Here is a 16,100-nt window from a genome sequence, read left to right on the forward strand (position 1 = left end):
CCCCCTGACGGACGGGAGGCGCGGGTCGGGCCCGCACCGCGCCTCCCGTCCGGCGGAGCCCGCGCCTGGCTAAGCCCGCCGAGGTCGCGAAAAGTGTCGCTGTCGGCGCTGCGGAGCGGCACTTCGTGCGCTCTCGGCGGCACGCGCGCGGCGTGTTGCGCGCCCTCGGCGTCGCGCCCCGCGCGTGCCGCGACCCCCTGACGGACGGGAGGCGCGGGTCGGCCCCGCACCGCGCCTCCCGTCCGGTTCGACGCGCCCGGGTTTGTCCCCGGTCGCGGTTAGGCTGTTCCCAGACCGCAGCAGCTCCCGCGAACCGGAGGTTCCGTGTCGGATTCCGACTCCTTCGTCCACCTGCACGTGCACAGTGAGTACTCGATGCTCGACGGCGCCGCCAGGCTCGGCGACCTCGTGGCCGAGACCGCTGCGCAGGGCATGCCCGCCGTTGCCGTGACCGACCACGGCAACATGTTCGGCGCGTTCGAGTTCTGGAAGGCCGCCAAGGCCGGCGGCGTCAAGCCGATCATCGGGACCGAGGCGTACATCACGCCGCGCACCCACCGGACCGACAAGACCCGCGTGCGCTGGGGCGACGGCGGCGGCGATGACGTGTCCGGCTCCGGCGCGTACACGCACATGACGATGTTCGCCGAGAACACGACGGGCATGCACAACCTGTTCCGGCTGTCGAGCAAGGCGTCGATCGAGGGGTACTACTTCAAGCCCCGCATGGACATCGAGCTGCTCGAGGAGTACCACGAGGGCATCATCGCCACGACGGGCTGCCCCTCAGGGGAGATCCAGACCCGGCTGCGGCTCGGCCAGTACGACGAAGCCGTCAAGGCCGCGGCGGACTACCGCGACATCTTCGGCAAGGAGAACTACTTCGCCGAGGTCATGGACCACGGGCTCGAGATCGAACGTCGGATCATGAGCGACCTGATCCGGCTGGCGAAGGACCTCGACATCCCGCTGGTCGGCACGAACGACCTGCACTACACGCACTCGCACGACGCCAAGTCGCACGCGGCGCTGCTCTGCGTCCAGTCCGGCTCGACCCTGAACGACCCGAACCGCTTCAAGTTCGACGCCGACGAGTTCTACCTGAAGACCCCGCAGCAGATGCGGCACCTCTTCCGCGACAACCCCGAGGCTTGCGACAACACGCTGCTCATCGCTGAGCGGTGCAACGTCGAGTTCGACACCGCGGCCAACTACATGCCGAAGTTCCCCGTGCCCGAGGGGGAGACCGAGCACTCGTGGTTCGAGAAAGAGGTGGCGAAGGGCCTCGAGTACCGGTACCCCGACGGCATCACGCGCGAGGTCCAGGAACGCGCCGACTACGAGGTCGGCATCATCAACCAGATGGGCTTCCCGGGGTACTTCCTCGTGGTCGCCGACTTCATCAACTGGTCGAAGAACAACGGCATCCGCGTCGGTCCCGGCCGTGGTTCCGGTGCCGGCTCGATGGTGGCGTACGCGATGCGCATCACCGACCTCGACCCGATCCGGCACGGCCTGATCTTCGAGCGCTTCCTCAACCCGGACCGCGTCTCGATGCCCGACTTCGACGTCGACTTCGACGACCGGCGCCGCGGTGAGGCGATCAAGTACGTCACCGAGAAGTACGGGTCGGCGCGTGTCGCGCAGATCGTCACGTACGGCACGATCAAGGCGAAGCAGGCGCTCAAGGACTCCTCGCGCGTCCTGGGCTTCCCGTTCGGCATGGGCGAGAAGCTCACCAAGGCGATGCCGCCGCCCGTGATGGGCAAGGACATCCCGCTCACCGGGATCTTCGACAAGGACCACCCGCGCTACAAGGAAGCAGTCGACGTCCGCACGGTCGTCGAGACCGATCCCGAGGCGAAGACGGTGTTCGACACCGCTCTCGGGCTCGAGGGGCTGAAGCGCCAATGGGGCGTGCACGCCGCCGGCGTCATCATGTCGAGCGATCCGCTGATCGACATCATCCCCGTGATGAAGCGCGAGCAGGACGGCCAGATCGTCACGCAGTTCGACTACCCGGCAGCGGAGTCGCTCGGCCTGATCAAGATGGACTTCCTGGGGCTCCGCAACCTCACGATCATCAGTGACGCCCTCGACAACATCAAGACGAACCGTGGGATCGAGCTCGACCTTGAGAACATGGGGCTCGAGGACCCCGAGGCGTACGCGCTCCTGCAGCGTGGTGACACCCTCGGCGTGTTCCAGCTCGACGGCGGGCCGATGCGCGGGCTGCTGCGCCTGATGAAGCCCGACAACTTCGAGGACATCTCCGCGCTCATCGCCCTGTACCGTCCGGGCCCCATGGGTGCGAACTCGCACACGAACTACGCGCTCCGCAAGAACGGCGAGCAGCCGATCACGCCGATCCACCCGGAGCTCGAGGAGCCCCTGCAGGACATCATCGGCACGACCTACGGCCTGATCATCTACCAGGAGCAGGTCATGGCCATCGCGCAGAAGGTGGCCGGGTTCTCGCTCGGCCAAGCGGACATCCTCCGCCGCGCGATGGGCAAGAAGAAGAAGTCCGAGCTGGACAAGCAGTACGCCGGCTTCGAGAAGGGCATGCAGGACAACGGCTACTCGGCCGCTGCCATCAAGACCCTCTGGGACATCCTGCTGCCGTTCTCCGACTACGCGTTCAACAAGGCGCACTCGGCGGCGTACGGCGTGGTGTCCTTCTGGACCGCGTACCTCAAGGCGCACTACCCGGCCGAGTACATGGCGGCACTGCTGACGAGCGTCGGCGACGCCCGCGACAAGCTCGCGCTGTACCTCAACGAGTGCCGCCGGATGGGCATCAAGGTCATGCCGCCGGACGTCAACGAGTCGATCGGCTTCTTCGCCGCCGTCGGTGAGGACATCCGCTTCGGCATGGGCGCGATCCGCAACGTCGGCTTCAACGTCGTCGACGACATCGTCCAGGCCCGCACCGAGAAGGGCGCGTTCGAGTCCTTCCACGACTTCCTCCGCAAGATCCCGATCTCGTCGGCGAACAAGCGCACGGTCGAGTCGCTCATCAAGGCCGGTGCGTTCGACGAGTTCGGCGACTCCCGCCGTGCACTCGTCGAGATCCACGAGGGCGCCGTCGAAGGTGCGGTGAAGGTCAAGCGCGACGAGGCCCACGGCAACGTCGGGTTCGACTTCGACTCGCTCTTCGCCGAGGTCGCCGAGGAACAGCCGTCGGCCGCCGTCGTGTCCCAGGTGCCCGACCGTCCGGAGTGGTCCAAGCGCGACAAGCTCGCGTTCGAACGGGACATGCTCGGCCTGTACGTCTCCGACCACCCGCTCGCCGGGCTCGAGATCGAGCTGGCGAAGCACCAGTCGATCACCATCGCCGACCTCATCGCGGCCGACGACTCGGTCGAAGGTGAGACGGTCACCGTCGCGGGGCTCCTGACGAGCGTGCAGCACCGGGTGGCGAAGTCCAGCGGCAACCCGTACGGCATCGTCGACATCGAGGACTTCGGCGGCCAGATCGGCGTGATGTTCCTGGGCAAGACCTACCAGGAGTTCGGGCCGTCGCTCGTCGCCGACTCGATCGTGGTCCTGCGCGGCCGTGTCAACGTGCGCGACGACGGCAAGGCCCTGCACGCGGTGAGCATGTTCCAGCCGAACGTCGGCGACGCCATGGGGTCCGGCCCGCTCACGCTGAGCCTGCCCGAGCGGCAGGCGACGACCACGACGGTGACCGAACTCGCCGCCGTCCTCGGTCGGCACAGCGGCGAGACCGAGGTCCGGTTGAAGCTCATCAAGGACGACGTCGCGCGCACGTTCGAGCTGCCGTTCCCGGTGAACCTGACGCCCGACCTCTTCGGCGAGCTGAAGAGCCTGCTCGGGCCGCGCTGCCTGGTCTGACGATGGCCGGGCACCGCATCTTCGGCACGCCGTTCGCGGCGGTGTACCCGCACTACCTCGCGAAGGTGGAGCGCAAGGGGCACACCAAGGCCGAGCTCGACGCAGTGATCGAGTGGCTCACGGGGTTCGATGACGCCGCGCTCGAGCAGCACCTCGCCGACGAGACCACGTTCGAGGACTTCTTCGCGGCCGCGCACCTCCATCCGAACGCACCGCTCATCACCGGCGTGATCTGCGGCGTCCGGATCGAGGAACTCGACGACCCGCTCATGCGGCAGATCCGGTACCTGGACAAGCTCGTCGACGAGGTCGCGAAGGGCCGTCCGATGGCGACGGTGCTCCGGACCGCGTGAACACCGTGGCGGGCGGTCCGGACGCCGGCACCCTGCGTGCCTTCGGCGTGGGCGACCAGCGGCTCGAACGGCTCGCGGGCGGGCGCGGGCTGACCTGGCGCGCCGGCGACGTCGTCCTCCGACCGCACGACGGCGCGACGGTGACGGACTGGCGGGCGGGCGTCCTCGCCGAGCTGGCGCACACCTCGACGTTCCGCACACCTCGACCCGTCCGGACGGTCGACGGCCCGTGGCGCGCCGGCGCATGGGAGGCCTGGGAGTGGCTGCCCGGCCGCGCCGACGAGACCCGGGTCGCCGACGTCATCCGCGTCGGGAACGCCTTCCACCGAGCGATCGCACACCTCGATCGCCCCGCGTTCCTCGCCCCGTCCGCGCCGCGCCCCGAGGACCCGTGGGGCCGCGCCGACCGGATGGCCTGGGGAGCAGCGCGCCTGCCGGACGACCCCACGCTCGACCGCCTCGCCGCGGCCTTCCGGCCCGTCCGAGCACGGTCGCAGCTCGTCCACGGCGACCTGCTCGGCAACGTCCTCTTCGCCGATGCCGCCGACGCCGCCATCCCCGCCGTCATCGACTGGCCGCCGTCCTGGCGACCTGCCGGGTTCGGTGCGGCCGTCGCCGCGATCGACGCCGTGTGCTGGCACGGCGTCCCGGTCGCGCAGCTCGACGCGCTCGGTGCCGACGTCGCGGAGTGGGACCAACTGCTCGTCCGCGCGCTCGCGTTCCGCATCGCGACGCTCCACCTGCTCGGCGCCTGGGACGCGGCAGCCGCCGCCCGACACCGCCCCGTCGTCGACGCGCTCGCCTGACGACGCGGGCCCCGGGCCCCGTCAGCGCGGGCCAGGAGGCGCGGTGCCGGTCCGCCACCGACCTCCCGTCCGCGCTCGGTAGGCTTGACCACCTGATGATGCAGCGAATCGACCTCCGTGGCGGCCTCCCCGCCCGTGCCGAACTCCTCCGACTCATGCCGCGCGCCGCCGGTGACGTCTCGCACGCGGTGGACGCCGCCCGCGAGCTCGTCGACGCCGTCCGCGAGCACGGGGCGTCGGCGCTGCACGACCAGGCCGAACGGTTCGACGGGGGAGCGCCCGAGCACGTGCGGGTCCCCGCTGCCGAGATCGCCGCGGCCGTCGCCGGCCTCACGCCCGAGCTCCGGGAAGCGCTCGACGAGGCCATCCGCCGGGTCCGGGCAGCGAGTGCGGCCCAGGTGCCCGCCGCGTCCGTGACCACCCTGGCCGACGGCGCCGAGGTGCACCAGCGCTGGCAGCCGATGCGCCGCGTGGGCCTCTACGTGCCCGGTGGCAAGGCGGTGTACCCGTCGAGCGTCGTCATGAACGTCGTCCCCGCCCAGGTCGCCGGCGTGCGGTCGATCGCGCTCGTGTCGCCCCCGCAGCGTGACCACGGGGGAGCGGTGCACCCGACGATCCTCGCGGCGGCCGGCCTGCTCGGCATCGACGAGGTCTACGCCATGGGCGGCGCCGGAGCCGTCGGTGCGCTGGCGTACGGCGTCCCGTCGATCGGCCTCGAGCCCGTCGACCTCGTCACGGGGCCCGGCAACAACTACGTCGCAGCGGCCAAGCGCCTCGTGCGCGGTGTCGTCGGCATCGACGCCGAGGCCGGCGCGACGGAGATCCTCGTGATCGCCGACGACACCGCGGACCCCGGGTACGTGGCCGCCGACCTCATCAGCCAGGCCGAGCACGACGAGCAGGCCGGCAGCGTGCTGGTGACGACGTCGGCGGCGTTCGCCGACGCGGTGGAGGCGGCCATCCCGGAACGTGCTGCGCGTGTCGGGACCGCGTCGCGCCTCCAGGTCGCCCTGGACGGACCGCAGTCCGCGATCGTGCTCGTGGACTCGCTCGCCGACGCGGCGACCGTGAGCAACGCCTACGGGCCGGAGCACCTCGAGATCCAGACCAGCGACGACGACGCGGTCCTCGCCGACATCGACGCCGCGGGCGCGGTGTTCGTCGGGCCGAGCACGCCCGTCAGCCTCGGCGACTACCTGGCCGGGTCGAACCACGTCCTGCCGACCGGCGGGCAGGCGCGCTTCGGCTCCGGACTGTCCGCGTCGACGTTCCTCCGCCCGCAGCAGGTCATCCGCTACTCGCCCGAGGCCCTCGCCGAGGTCGCGCCGCACATCGTCGCCCTCGCGACCGAGGAGCAGCTCCCCGCGCACGGCGCCGCCGTGACGGAGCGCACGAACCGGTAGCCTGGGGTCGACATGTTCTGCCCCTTCTGCCGCCACCCGGACTCCCGCGTCGTCGACTCCCGGACGAGCGACGACGGAACCTCCATCCGTCGCCGTCGTCAGTGCCCGAACTGCGGCCGCCGTTTCTCGACCACCGAGACCGCTTCGCTCAACGTGGTGAAGCGCAACGGGGTGACCGAGCCGTTCAGCCGCGACAAGATCGTGTCCGGCGTCCGCAAGGCCTGCCAGGGACGCCCGGTGACCGACGGCGACCTGGCGATCCTCGCGCAGCGCGTCGAGGAGACCGTGCGGTCCTCGGGGTCGAGCCAGATCGACGCGAACGACATCGGGCTCGCGATCCTCGCGCCGCTCCGCGAGCTCGACGAGGTCGCCTACCTCCGGTTCGCGAGCGTCTACCAGGCCTTCGACTCGCTCGAGGACTTCGAGGACGCCATCGGCCAACTCCGCCGCGACCACCACGGCGCGGCCGACCCGGTCGCCGGCTCGTCCCCGGCCGGGGCCGGCGCGTGAGCGGCATCGCGGAACGGATCGTCCGCGGCGGGTACTCCGTCGTGTTCCGCTCGGTGTTCGCCAACATGGACCCCGAGCGGGCGCACCACATCGCGTTCGCGGTGATCAAGTGGCTGCCGCACGTGCCCGTCGTCGGACGGCTCGTCGAGCGCTACTCGCGGCCGTCCGCCGCCGACGGCGTGACGACCATGGGGATCCACTTCCCGTCCCGCTTCGGCCTGGCCGCCGGGTTCGACAAGGACGCCCGGGGGATCGCCGGACTCGGTGTCCTCGGGTTCGGGCACGTCGAGGTCGGCACCATCACCGCCAAGCCGCAGCCCGGCAACGAGCGCCCGCGGCTCTTCCGGCTCATCCCCGACCGCGCCCTCATCAACCGCATGGGCTTCAACAACCACGGTGCCGCCGCAGCAGCACGTCGGTTGGAGCGTGCCCGGCGCAACCCCGGGCGGCCCGTCATCGGCGTGAACATCGGCAAGAGCCGGGTCGTCGCCGTCGAGGACGCCGTCGACGACTACCTCGAGTCGACGCGCAGGCTCGCGCCGTTCGCGGACTACCTCGCGGTCAACGTCAGCTCGCCGAACACGCCCGGTCTGCGCGGTCTGCAGGAGCTCGACCAACTCCGCCCGCTGCTCACCGCCGTGCGCGACGCCGCCGGCAAGGTGCCGGTCCTGGTGAAGATCGCGCCGGACCTCACCGACGAGCAGATCGACGCGATCGCCGGGCTCGCCGTCTCCCTCGGGCTGGCCGGTGTCATCGCGAACAACACCACGATCTCCCGCTCGGGACTCCGCACGCCGGCTGTGGACGTCGAGGCGATGGGTGCCGGCGGTCTGTCCGGTGCACCGGTCGCTGCTCGGTCGCTCGAGGTCCTGCGGCGGGTCCGGGCCGCGGTGCCGTCGGACTTCTGCGTCATCGCGGTCGGCGGCGTCACGACCGAGCAGGACGTGCAGGACCGCATCGACGCCGGGGCGACACTGGTGCAGGGCTACACGGCGTTCCTCTACGAGGGGCCGACCTGGGCGACGCGGATCAACCGGCTCCGGCGGCGGCGGTTGGGGCGCGCGGCGCGCTGACGTCGCGTGCGCGTCGCCGAGCGGGCGCGCTGACGTCGCGTGCGCGTCGCCGAGCGGGCGAAATACGTCACGCTCGAGGCGTGGTGGCGGTGCGTTCTGCCCGCTCGGGGAGTCGTACGCGGCGAGTCGTGACCGGTCAGGGTCGCGCGTCCGGGGCCGGGTCTGCGTGACCGTCGTCGGGTCCGGGTGTCCGTCGTCGAGGTCGCACGACACGCCGCGTGCGCTGTGGCGAGGTCGCGCAATGCGCCGTCGCACGCGCCGTGGAGCGGCACTTCTCGCGACCTCGGCGATGCGTACCGGGCGGGTCGCGTGGCCGTGTCGAGCACCTGACGGACGGGAGGCGCGGGGCGGGGCCGCACCGTGCCTCCGGTCCGGTGGGCGGTCGGTGCGTGCCCCGGTGGGTGGTCGGCGGGCGGGCCGGCGAGCGGGCGGGACTCGCCGCTCGCGTTCGACGAGCGGGCGGAATGTGCCGTGCCGAGCCCGCGAGCGTGACGGATACTGCCCGCTCGGCGGGGCCGGCGGGGCCGGCGGGGCCGGCGGGGCCGGCGGGGCCGGCGGGGGACGGGGGCCGGGCCGCGCGCCGGGAACGACGCAGCGCCGCCCGGCGGACCGGACGGCGCTGCGATGGGGAGCGATCAGACGGTGGGGTACTGCCCGCGCCTGACCTGCGGCTTCGGCAGGCGCAGGAAGCGCAGCTGCCACGCTCGCGTGAGGATGTAGAGGAACGTCCCGCGCTGCATCGAGCCGAACTTGGCCGTCAGCTTCTTGCGGAACGACAGCCAGAGCACGATGCAGTCGAGCACGAAGAGCGCCACGAACGCCCACACGAGCAGCAGCGAGTACGACGCGATCACGGTCTGCGACGCGGCGAACCCGACGATGAGGAACAGCACGAGCACCGGCATCATGATCTCGCCGACGTTCCAGCGGGCGTCGATCCAGTCGCGCACGAACTTGCGCTGCTCGCCCTTGTCCTTCGCGGGGAGGTAGCGCTCCTCGCCGTTGGCCATGCCGACGCGGGCCTTCTCGCGCTCGTTCGTGAGCCGGGCACGAGCTGCCTTCTTGTCCTCGGCGGAGCCGCCGACGATGGGACGGCGGTTCGCCGCCTCGCGCTCGCGACGGGTCGGCGTCGGACGGCCCTTCCCCTGTTCGAGGAGCTCGGCCTCGGACGGGTTGACGGTCGTGTTGGTCTTGGGGGCTGCCTTCGCCACGATGCGTTCCTGACTGCGGTCTGCGTGCTGGATCGTCCTCTAGATTACGGGACATGACCGACACCGACCAGCACGCCGCCGCCACCGACCCCGCACTCCTCGACGCCCTCCGCGAACACGTGCAGGGATCGCTGCCCTCGACGATCGCCGACCTGTCCGACCTGGTGCGGATCCCGTCGGTGTCGTGGTCGGCGTACGACGAGTCGAACGTGCTCGCGAGCGCCCGTGCCGTGGCGGACCTGGCCCGGAGCACCGGCGTCTTCGCGGACGACCAGGTCGAGATCATCCGGTCGGCGATCAGTGACGACGACCCGCTCGAGCTCGGTCAGCCCGCGGTCCTGGCGGTCCGCCCGGCCCGCAACGGCAAGCCGACCGTGATGCTCTACGCCCACCACGACGTCCAGCCGCAGGGCGACGACGCGCTCTGGGAGACCCCGCCGTTCGAGCCGACGCTGCGTGGCGACCGCCTGTACGGCCGCGGTGCCTCGGACGACAAGGCCGGCGTGATGACCCACATCGCGTCGCTCCGGGCGCTGCACGCGCAGTTCGGCGACGACCTGGAGCTCGGCGTCGTCCTGTTCATCGAGGGCGAGGAGGAGTTCGGCTCCCGGTCGTTCCGCACGTTCCTCCGCGAGCAGCAGGAGCACCTCGCCGCCGACGTCATCGTCGTCGCGGACAGCGACAACTGGTCGACCGAGGTCCCGTCGATCACCGTCTCCCTGCGCGGCAACGTCACCTTCAAGCTGACCCTGACGACCCTCGAGCACGCGAGCCACAGCGGCATGTTCGGGGGAGCGGCGCCGGACGCCATGATCCCGATGGTCCGCCTGCTCGCCTCGCTGCACGACGACGACGGCGCCGTCGCGGTCGAGGGCCTCTCCTCGTACGAGGCCGACGTGCCCGAGCGCACCGAGGAGCAGCTCGCCGCCGACGCGGCACTGGTCCCGGGGGTGCGTCCGGTCGGCCGTGGCGACGTGCTGTCGCGGATGTGGTTCCAGCCGTCGATCACCGTGACGGGCATGGACGTCCCGAGCGTCGCGAACGCGTCGAACACCCTGCTGCCGACGGTCTCCGCCCGGGTCTCGGTGCGGGTCGCGCCGGGACAGGCCGCGACGGACGCGTACGCCGCGGTCGAGCGGCACCTGCGGGCGCACGTGCCGTTCGGCGCCCGGATGGAGATCAGCGAGCCGGACGCCGGAGACGGGTTCCTCGTGGACACCGCCGGTTGGGCCGTCCAGGAAGCGCGGACCGCGATGGCCGAGGGCTGGGGCGAGTCGCCCGTCGAGCAGGGCATCGGCGGCTCGATCCCGTTCGTCTCGGACCTCGCCGCCCAGTTCCCGGAGGCGCAGATCCTCGTGACCGGCGTCGAGGACCCGGACACCCGCGCGCACAGCCCGAACGAGTCGCAGCACCTCGGCGTCCTGCACCGCGCGATCGCATCGGAGACGATCCTGCTCGCGCGTCTCGCGACTCGCGGCTGACGGTGCTTACAATCGGTCCAAGCGCGGTGAACGACACCGCACGGAGGGAGACGCGCGGATGAGCGACACCATCACCGACCACGCACCGACGACCGAGGCGCCGTCGCACGGCGTCCTGCTCAGCGACGCGGCCGCGGCGAAGGTGGCGAGCCTCCTCGAACAGGAAGGCCGCGACGACCTCCGCCTGCGCCTCGCCGTCCAGCCCGGCGGGTGCTCCGGCCTGATCTACCAGCTCTACTTCGACGAGCGCCTGCTCGACGGCGACGCCACGGCCGAGTTCGGTGACGGCGTCGAGGTCGTCGTCGACAAGATGAGCGTCCCGTACCTCGACGGCGCCTCGATCGACTTCGAGGACACCATCCAGAAGCAGGGCTTCACGATCGACAACCCCAACGCGCAGGGCAGCTGCGCGTGCGGTGACAGCTTCCACTGATCTCCGTCGACCCGACACGAGCGGGGAGTGACCGACACGGTCGCTCCCCGCTCGTTCGTTCCCGGGCGTGGCATCCCGCACGACCAGGGAAAACCCGCCCGGACGGAGTGCGGATCGCGGCCCGAGGTGTGTCGCGTGTGCGCGAGCGGTCCCGAGCTGCGAGTAAGCTAGGAGTGTTCCAACCAAGCTGGGAGCGAGCCATGCGCGACCTTCACGTCGCGGCCTGCTCCGGTTTCACGTTCTTCCGAGAGGTAACAGTGCGTTCGAATCGCCGTATACGTTGGGCGGCCGTCCCGGTGGCCGTCGGTCTGGTCATCGCACTGGCTGGCTGCACGCAGCAGCAGCTGAACGGATGGCTCCCCGGCACGGAGGAGACGAAGGACGTCACCAACCACACGAGCCGCATCGTCGGCCTGTGGACCACCAGCTGGGTCGTGCTGCTCGCGGTCGGTCTGATCGTGTGGGGCCTCATCATCTGGGCAGCGATCGTCTACCGCCGCCGCAAGGGCCAGACCGGCCTGCCGGTGCAGATGCGCTACAACATGCCGCTCGAGATCTTCTACACGATCGTGCCGCTGATCCTCGTGCTCGGCTTCTTCGCCTTCACCGCCAAGGACCAGGCCGCGATCGAGCAGCCGTTCAAGAACGCCGACGCGACGATCCACGTCTACGGCAAGCGCTGGGCGTGGGACTTCAACTACATCAACGAGGACGACAAGTCCAAGAGCGTCTACTACCAGGGCATCCAGGCCCAGGAAGAAGAGAACGCCAACGGCGCGATCGACGAGTCGCAGCTCCCGACCCTCTACCTGCCCAAGGGCAAGAAGGTCCACATCGAGCTCTCGTCCCGCGACGTCGACCATTCGTTCTGGATCATCGACTTCCTCTACAAGAAGGACATGCTCCCGGGCAAGCAGAACGACGAGTACTTCATCCCGCAGAAGCTCGGTACCTACCAGGGCAAGTGCGCGGAGCTGTGCGGTGAGTACCACTCGCTCATGCTCTTCCAGGTGAAGGTCGTCACCCCGGCCGAGTACCAGAAGTACCTCGACTCGCTCGAGGAGCAGGGCAAGGTCGGTCTGCTCGGCAACGAGTACAACACCAACACGAACGAACCCAACGACAAGACGCCCGTCACGGCGTCGAGCGACAACAAGTAGGGGCTCCGTCAGATGACCACGTCACTCGTCGGCCAGCCGGCTGCAGGGACCACGACACTGGACTTCCAGGCGTCGAAGGTCGGCCGGAAGGGCAACATCATCGTCCGGTGGATCACCTCCACGGACCACAAGACCATCGGGTACATGTACCTGATCGCCTCGTTCATCTTCTTCCTGCTCGCGGGTGTGATGGCGCTCGTCATCCGTGCCCAGCTCTTCGAGCCCGGCCTGCACGTGGTCGCGACGAAGGAGCAGTACAACCAGCTCTTCACGATGCACGGCACGATCATGCTGCTGATGTTCGCGACCCCGCTCTTCTCGGGCTTCGCGAACGCGATCATGCCGCTGCAGATCGGTGCGCCGGACGTCGCCTTCCCGCGTCTGAACGGTTTCGCCTTCTGGCTCTACCTGTTCGGCTCGCTCATCGCCGTCGGTGGCTTCCTCACCCCGCAGGGCGCCGCGTCGTTCGGGTGGTTCGCCTACGCGCCACTGAGTGACACGACGTTCACACCAGGGCTCGGTGGCACCCTCTGGGTCTTCGGCCTCGGCATGACCGGCTTCTCGACGATCCTCGGTGCGGTGAACTTCATCACCACGATCATCACGATGCGTGCCCCGGGTCTGACCATGTTCCGCATGTCGATCTTCACGTGGAACACCCTCGTGACCGCGCTGCTCGTGCTGATGGCCTTCCCGGTCCTCGCCGCCGCGCTGTTCGGCCTCGGTCTCGACCGCGTGTTCGACGCGCAGATCTTCAACCCGGCGAACGGCGGAGCCCTGCTCTGGCAGCACCTCTTCTGGTTCTTCGGCCACCCCGAGGTGTACATCATCGCGCTGCCGTTCTTCGGCATCGTCTCCGAGGTCTTCCCGGTGTTCAGCCGCAAGCCGATCTTCGGGTACAAGACCCTCGTCTACGCGACCATCGCCATCGCGGCCCTCTCGGTCACGGTGTGGGCGCACCACATGTACGTCACCGGTGGCGTCCTGCTCCCGTGGTTCTCGCTCATGACGATGCTCATCGCGGTCCCGACCGGCGTGAAGATCTTCAACTGGGTCGGCACGATGTGGCGCGGTTCGGTCACGTTCGAGACGCCACTGCTCTGGGCCGTCGGCTTCCTCATCACCTTCACGTTCGGTGGTCTCACCGGTGTGATCCTGGCGTCCCCGCCGCTCGACTTCCACGTGTCCGACTCGTACTTCGTCGTCGCGCACTTCCACTACGTGGTCTTCGGAACCGTCGTGTTCGCGATGTTCTCCGGCTTCTACTTCTGGTGGCCGAAGTGGACGGGCAAGATGCTCAACGAGCGTCTCGGCAAGATCCACTTCTGGCTCCTGTTCATCGGCTTCCACACGACGTTCCTCATCCAGCACTGGCTGGGCGTCATCGGCATGCCGCGTCGCTACGCGACCTACCTGCCGAACGACGGGTTCACCTGGATGAACCAGCTGTCGACGATCGGCTCGATGATCCTCGCGATCTCGTTCCTGCCGTTCATCTTCAACGTCTACGTGACCGCCCGGAACGCGCCGAAGGTCGCCGTGAACGACCCGTGGGGCTACGGCCGCTCGCTCGAGTGGGCGACCAGCTGCCCGCCGCCGCGGCACAACTTCACGTCGATCCCGCGCATCCGTTCGGAGTCGCCGGCGTTCGACCTCAACCACCCCGAAGCGGGTGTGCCGATCGGTGTGGGTCCGGCCAAGGACGCCCCCGACGCTCCGACCTACGACGCCGCGAAGGGCGAGGTGAAGTAAGGCGATGCGCGCCAACACCAACCTGTTCTGGATCCTCTTCGGGTTCTTCATCCTCGCGGACGCCGCGTACACCATCTGGTCGCTGCTCTACTACGGTCACCCGGAGTGGGTCGGCACGGTGGCCATCGGCCTCACCGGGATCATGTCCGCGTTCATCGCGTTCTACCTCGGCAAGGTCATGTCCTCCCAGGGCGGGGTCCTCCCCGAGGACCGCCCCGACGCCAACATCGAGGACGGCGACGCCGAGCTCGGGCACTTCAGCCCGTGGTCGTGGTGGCCCATCCTGCTCGCGGGTGCCACGGCGCTCTGCTTCCTCGGTGTCGCAGCCGGGCTGTGGATCGTCCCGATCGGGCTCGCCTGCGTGGCGATCACCCTCGTCGGCTGGGTCTACGAGTACTACCGCGGCAACTTCGGTCACTGACCTGGACCTCCAGCGCACCTGACTTCGGGCGGCACCACACCGGTGCCGCCCGAAGTGCGTCCAGCACCACACCGGAACCGCAGCACGACCTCCGGAACGCAGGCACACCAACGAACCTGCTCGTCCGGGAATCAACCGGTCCGCCCACGGCTTGGCCTCAAGCGGACCACCCCCACCACAGCGAAAGGAGTCACCTCCGGTGACCGACAAGCGCACTCTCATCATCTTCGGCGCGACGGGCGACCTCGCCTCCCGCCTGCTGCTGCCGGGCCTCGGCACGTTCCTGCAGAGCGGTCGAGCGGTGCCCGTCCAGCTCATCGGCACGGGCCGCAGCGCCCGCAGCGAGGAGCAGTGGAAGGACGTCGTCACGAAGTCCTTCGCGTCGCAGGACGTGAAGGGCCCGGAGGTCGACGCCACCCTCGCGTCGACGCAGTTCATCCAGGGTGACCCGACCGACCCCGAGCACCTCAAGGCGCTCTTCGCCGCGGCCGACGCCGACGCCGAGCCGATCCTCTACTTCGCGCTCCCGCCGCAGATCGCCTCCGACATCTGCGAGGCGCTCCAGCAGGTCGAGCTGCCCGAGGGCACGACCCTCGCGTTCGAGAAGCCCTTCGGTACGGACGTCGCCAGCGCGAAGGCCCTCAACGAGACGGTCCTCAAGCTCGTCCCCGAGGAGCGCGTGCACCGCACCGACCACTTCCTCGGTCGTACCACGGTGCTCAACATCATCGGTCTGCGCTTCGCGAACCGCCTGTTCGAGCCGATCTGGAACGCCGACAACATCGAGAAGGTCGACATCTTCTACGACGAGACCCTCGGTCTCGAGAACCGCGCCCAGTACTACGACGAGGCCGGCGCGATGGTCGACATGATCCAGTCGCACCTGCTGCAGATCCTCGGCATCGTGACGATGGACGCCCCGGCAGACATCGACGCCGTCGAGTTCCGCTCGTCCCTGGCCCGGGTGCTCCGTTCGACCGAGCTCAAGGGCGGCGACCCGAAGATCGCGTCGCGTCGTGCGGTCTACACGGCCGGCACCATCGACGGCAAGGAACTGCCGTCGTACCAGGACGAGGACGGCGTCGACAAGTCGCGCGGCACCGAGACGCTCGCCGAGATCTCGGTCGAGGTGGACACCGCCCGCTGGAAGGGCGTGCCGTTCACGCTCCGTTCCGGCAAGGCACTCGGCAACAGCCGCAAGGAGGTGCTGATCACCTTCAAGCCCGTGACGCGCCTGCCCTCCGGCCTGTCCGGTCGGCCGAAGACGGACACGCTCCGCATCGTGCTCAACCCCGACGAGATCGAGCTGACGGTGTCGGCCAACGGCGGCGGCAACCCGTTCGAGATGGGCCAGGTCACCCTGTCGTCCTCCTTCGCGGACGGCGAGCTCACCCCCTACGGCGAGGTCCTCAACGGGATCTTCCACGACGACCCGCTGCTGTCGATCCGCGGTGACGTGGCCGAGCGCTGCTGGGAGATCGTCGAGCCGGTCGTCGACGCCTGGAAGGCGGACGAGGTCCCGCTCGAGGAGTACCGCGCGGGGTCGCGCGGCCCGGCGGACTGGGAGTCCTCGTCCTGACGGACGCGACGGTGACGCCCTGATCGGGCGGTGACGACGGACGGGAGGCACGGTGCCAGC

General features: G+C 69.6%; 13 protein-coding genes. 12 read left to right on the forward strand and 1 reads right to left on the reverse strand.

The window, feature by feature from the left end; genetic code table 11:
* Window positions 1-324 precede the first annotated feature (324 nt).
* From dnaE to BIV03_RS04355, 6 genes are all read left to right on the forward strand, one after another.
* Window positions 325-3,858 carry a DNA polymerase III subunit alpha gene (gene dnaE / locus BIV03_RS04330; protein ID WP_083295317.1) on the forward strand — a complete coding sequence of 1,178 codons (3,534 nt, stop codon included), beginning with the start codon at window positions 325-327 and terminating at the stop codon, window positions 3,856-3,858.
* A 2-nt stretch (window positions 3,859-3,860) separates the two neighbouring features.
* Window positions 3,861-4,211, forward strand: a complete 351-nt coding sequence (locus tag BIV03_RS04335; RefSeq protein ID WP_071294804.1) for a DUF2200 domain-containing protein — start codon at window positions 3,861-3,863, stop codon at window positions 4,209-4,211.
* Window positions 4,208-5,017 carry a phosphotransferase gene (locus tag BIV03_RS04340; RefSeq protein WP_139201856.1) on the forward strand — a complete coding sequence of 270 codons (810 nt, stop codon included), beginning with the start codon at window positions 4,208-4,210 and terminating at the stop codon, window positions 5,015-5,017. The genes BIV03_RS04335 and BIV03_RS04340 overlap by 4 nt, the downstream gene beginning before the upstream one ends.
* Window positions 5,018-5,112: 95 nt before the next feature.
* Window positions 5,113-6,420: a histidinol dehydrogenase gene (hisD, locus tag BIV03_RS04345; protein ID WP_083403197.1), complete on the forward strand. Its 1,308-nt coding sequence runs from the start codon at window positions 5,113-5,115 to the stop codon at window positions 6,418-6,420.
* Window positions 6,421-6,432: 12 nt separating this feature from the next.
* Window positions 6,433-6,930 (forward strand): transcriptional regulator NrdR, encoded by a 498-nt coding sequence (gene nrdR, locus BIV03_RS04350; RefSeq protein WP_070418661.1) that lies wholly within the window; start codon window positions 6,433-6,435, stop codon window positions 6,928-6,930.
* On the forward strand, window positions 6,927-8,003 hold the full coding sequence (locus tag BIV03_RS04355) for a quinone-dependent dihydroorotate dehydrogenase (RefSeq protein ID WP_083403198.1): 1,077 nt from the start codon (window positions 6,927-6,929) through the stop codon (window positions 8,001-8,003). Before nrdR ends, BIV03_RS04355 begins: the two co-directional genes overlap by 4 nt.
* Before the next feature lie 635 nt (window positions 8,004-8,638).
* Here BIV03_RS04355 and BIV03_RS04360 read toward each other — a convergent pair.
* Window positions 8,639-9,214, reverse strand: coding sequence for a DUF3043 domain-containing protein (locus BIV03_RS04360; protein WP_071294805.1), 576 nt, complete (start codon window positions 9,212-9,214; stop codon window positions 8,639-8,641).
* 53 nt (window positions 9,215-9,267) lie between these two features.
* Here BIV03_RS04360 and BIV03_RS04365 point away from each other — a divergent pair, with 53 nt between their 5' ends.
* The 6 genes from BIV03_RS04365 (at window position 9,268) to BIV03_RS04390 (ending at window position 16,040) form a co-directional block, all read left to right on the forward strand.
* Window positions 9,268-10,695 carry a dipeptidase gene (locus tag BIV03_RS04365; RefSeq protein WP_071294806.1) on the forward strand — a complete coding sequence of 476 codons (1,428 nt, stop codon included), beginning with the start codon at window positions 9,268-9,270 and terminating at the stop codon, window positions 10,693-10,695.
* A 58-nt stretch (window positions 10,696-10,753) separates the two neighbouring features.
* Window positions 10,754-11,128, forward strand: a complete 375-nt coding sequence (locus tag BIV03_RS04370; protein WP_092387612.1) for an iron-sulfur cluster assembly accessory protein — start codon at window positions 10,754-10,756, stop codon at window positions 11,126-11,128.
* A gap of 257 nt (window positions 11,129-11,385) precedes the next feature.
* Window positions 11,386-12,288: a cytochrome c oxidase subunit II gene (gene coxB, locus BIV03_RS04375; protein ID WP_071294807.1), complete on the forward strand. Its 903-nt coding sequence runs from the start codon at window positions 11,386-11,388 to the stop codon at window positions 12,286-12,288.
* Between the two features lie 12 nt (window positions 12,289-12,300).
* The gene (gene ctaD / locus BIV03_RS04380; RefSeq protein WP_070418665.1) at window positions 12,301-14,040 is read left to right on the forward strand and encodes a cytochrome c oxidase subunit I; all 1,740 of its coding nucleotides are present in this window, start codon (window positions 12,301-12,303) and stop codon (window positions 14,038-14,040) included.
* A gap of 4 nt (window positions 14,041-14,044) precedes the next feature.
* Window positions 14,045-14,461, forward strand: coding sequence for a cytochrome c oxidase subunit 4 (locus BIV03_RS04385; protein ID WP_070418666.1), 417 nt, complete (start codon window positions 14,045-14,047; stop codon window positions 14,459-14,461).
* Window positions 14,462-14,660: 199 nt separating this feature from the next.
* The gene (locus BIV03_RS04390) at window positions 14,661-16,040 is read left to right on the forward strand and encodes a glucose-6-phosphate dehydrogenase (RefSeq protein WP_070418667.1); all 1,380 of its coding nucleotides are present in this window, start codon (window positions 14,661-14,663) and stop codon (window positions 16,038-16,040) included.
* Window positions 16,041-16,100: the final 60 nt, after the last annotated feature.

Source organism: Curtobacterium sp. MCBA15_016 (assembly GCF_001865105.1).
Taxonomy (GTDB): Bacteria; Actinomycetota; Actinomycetes; order Actinomycetales; family Microbacteriaceae; genus Curtobacterium.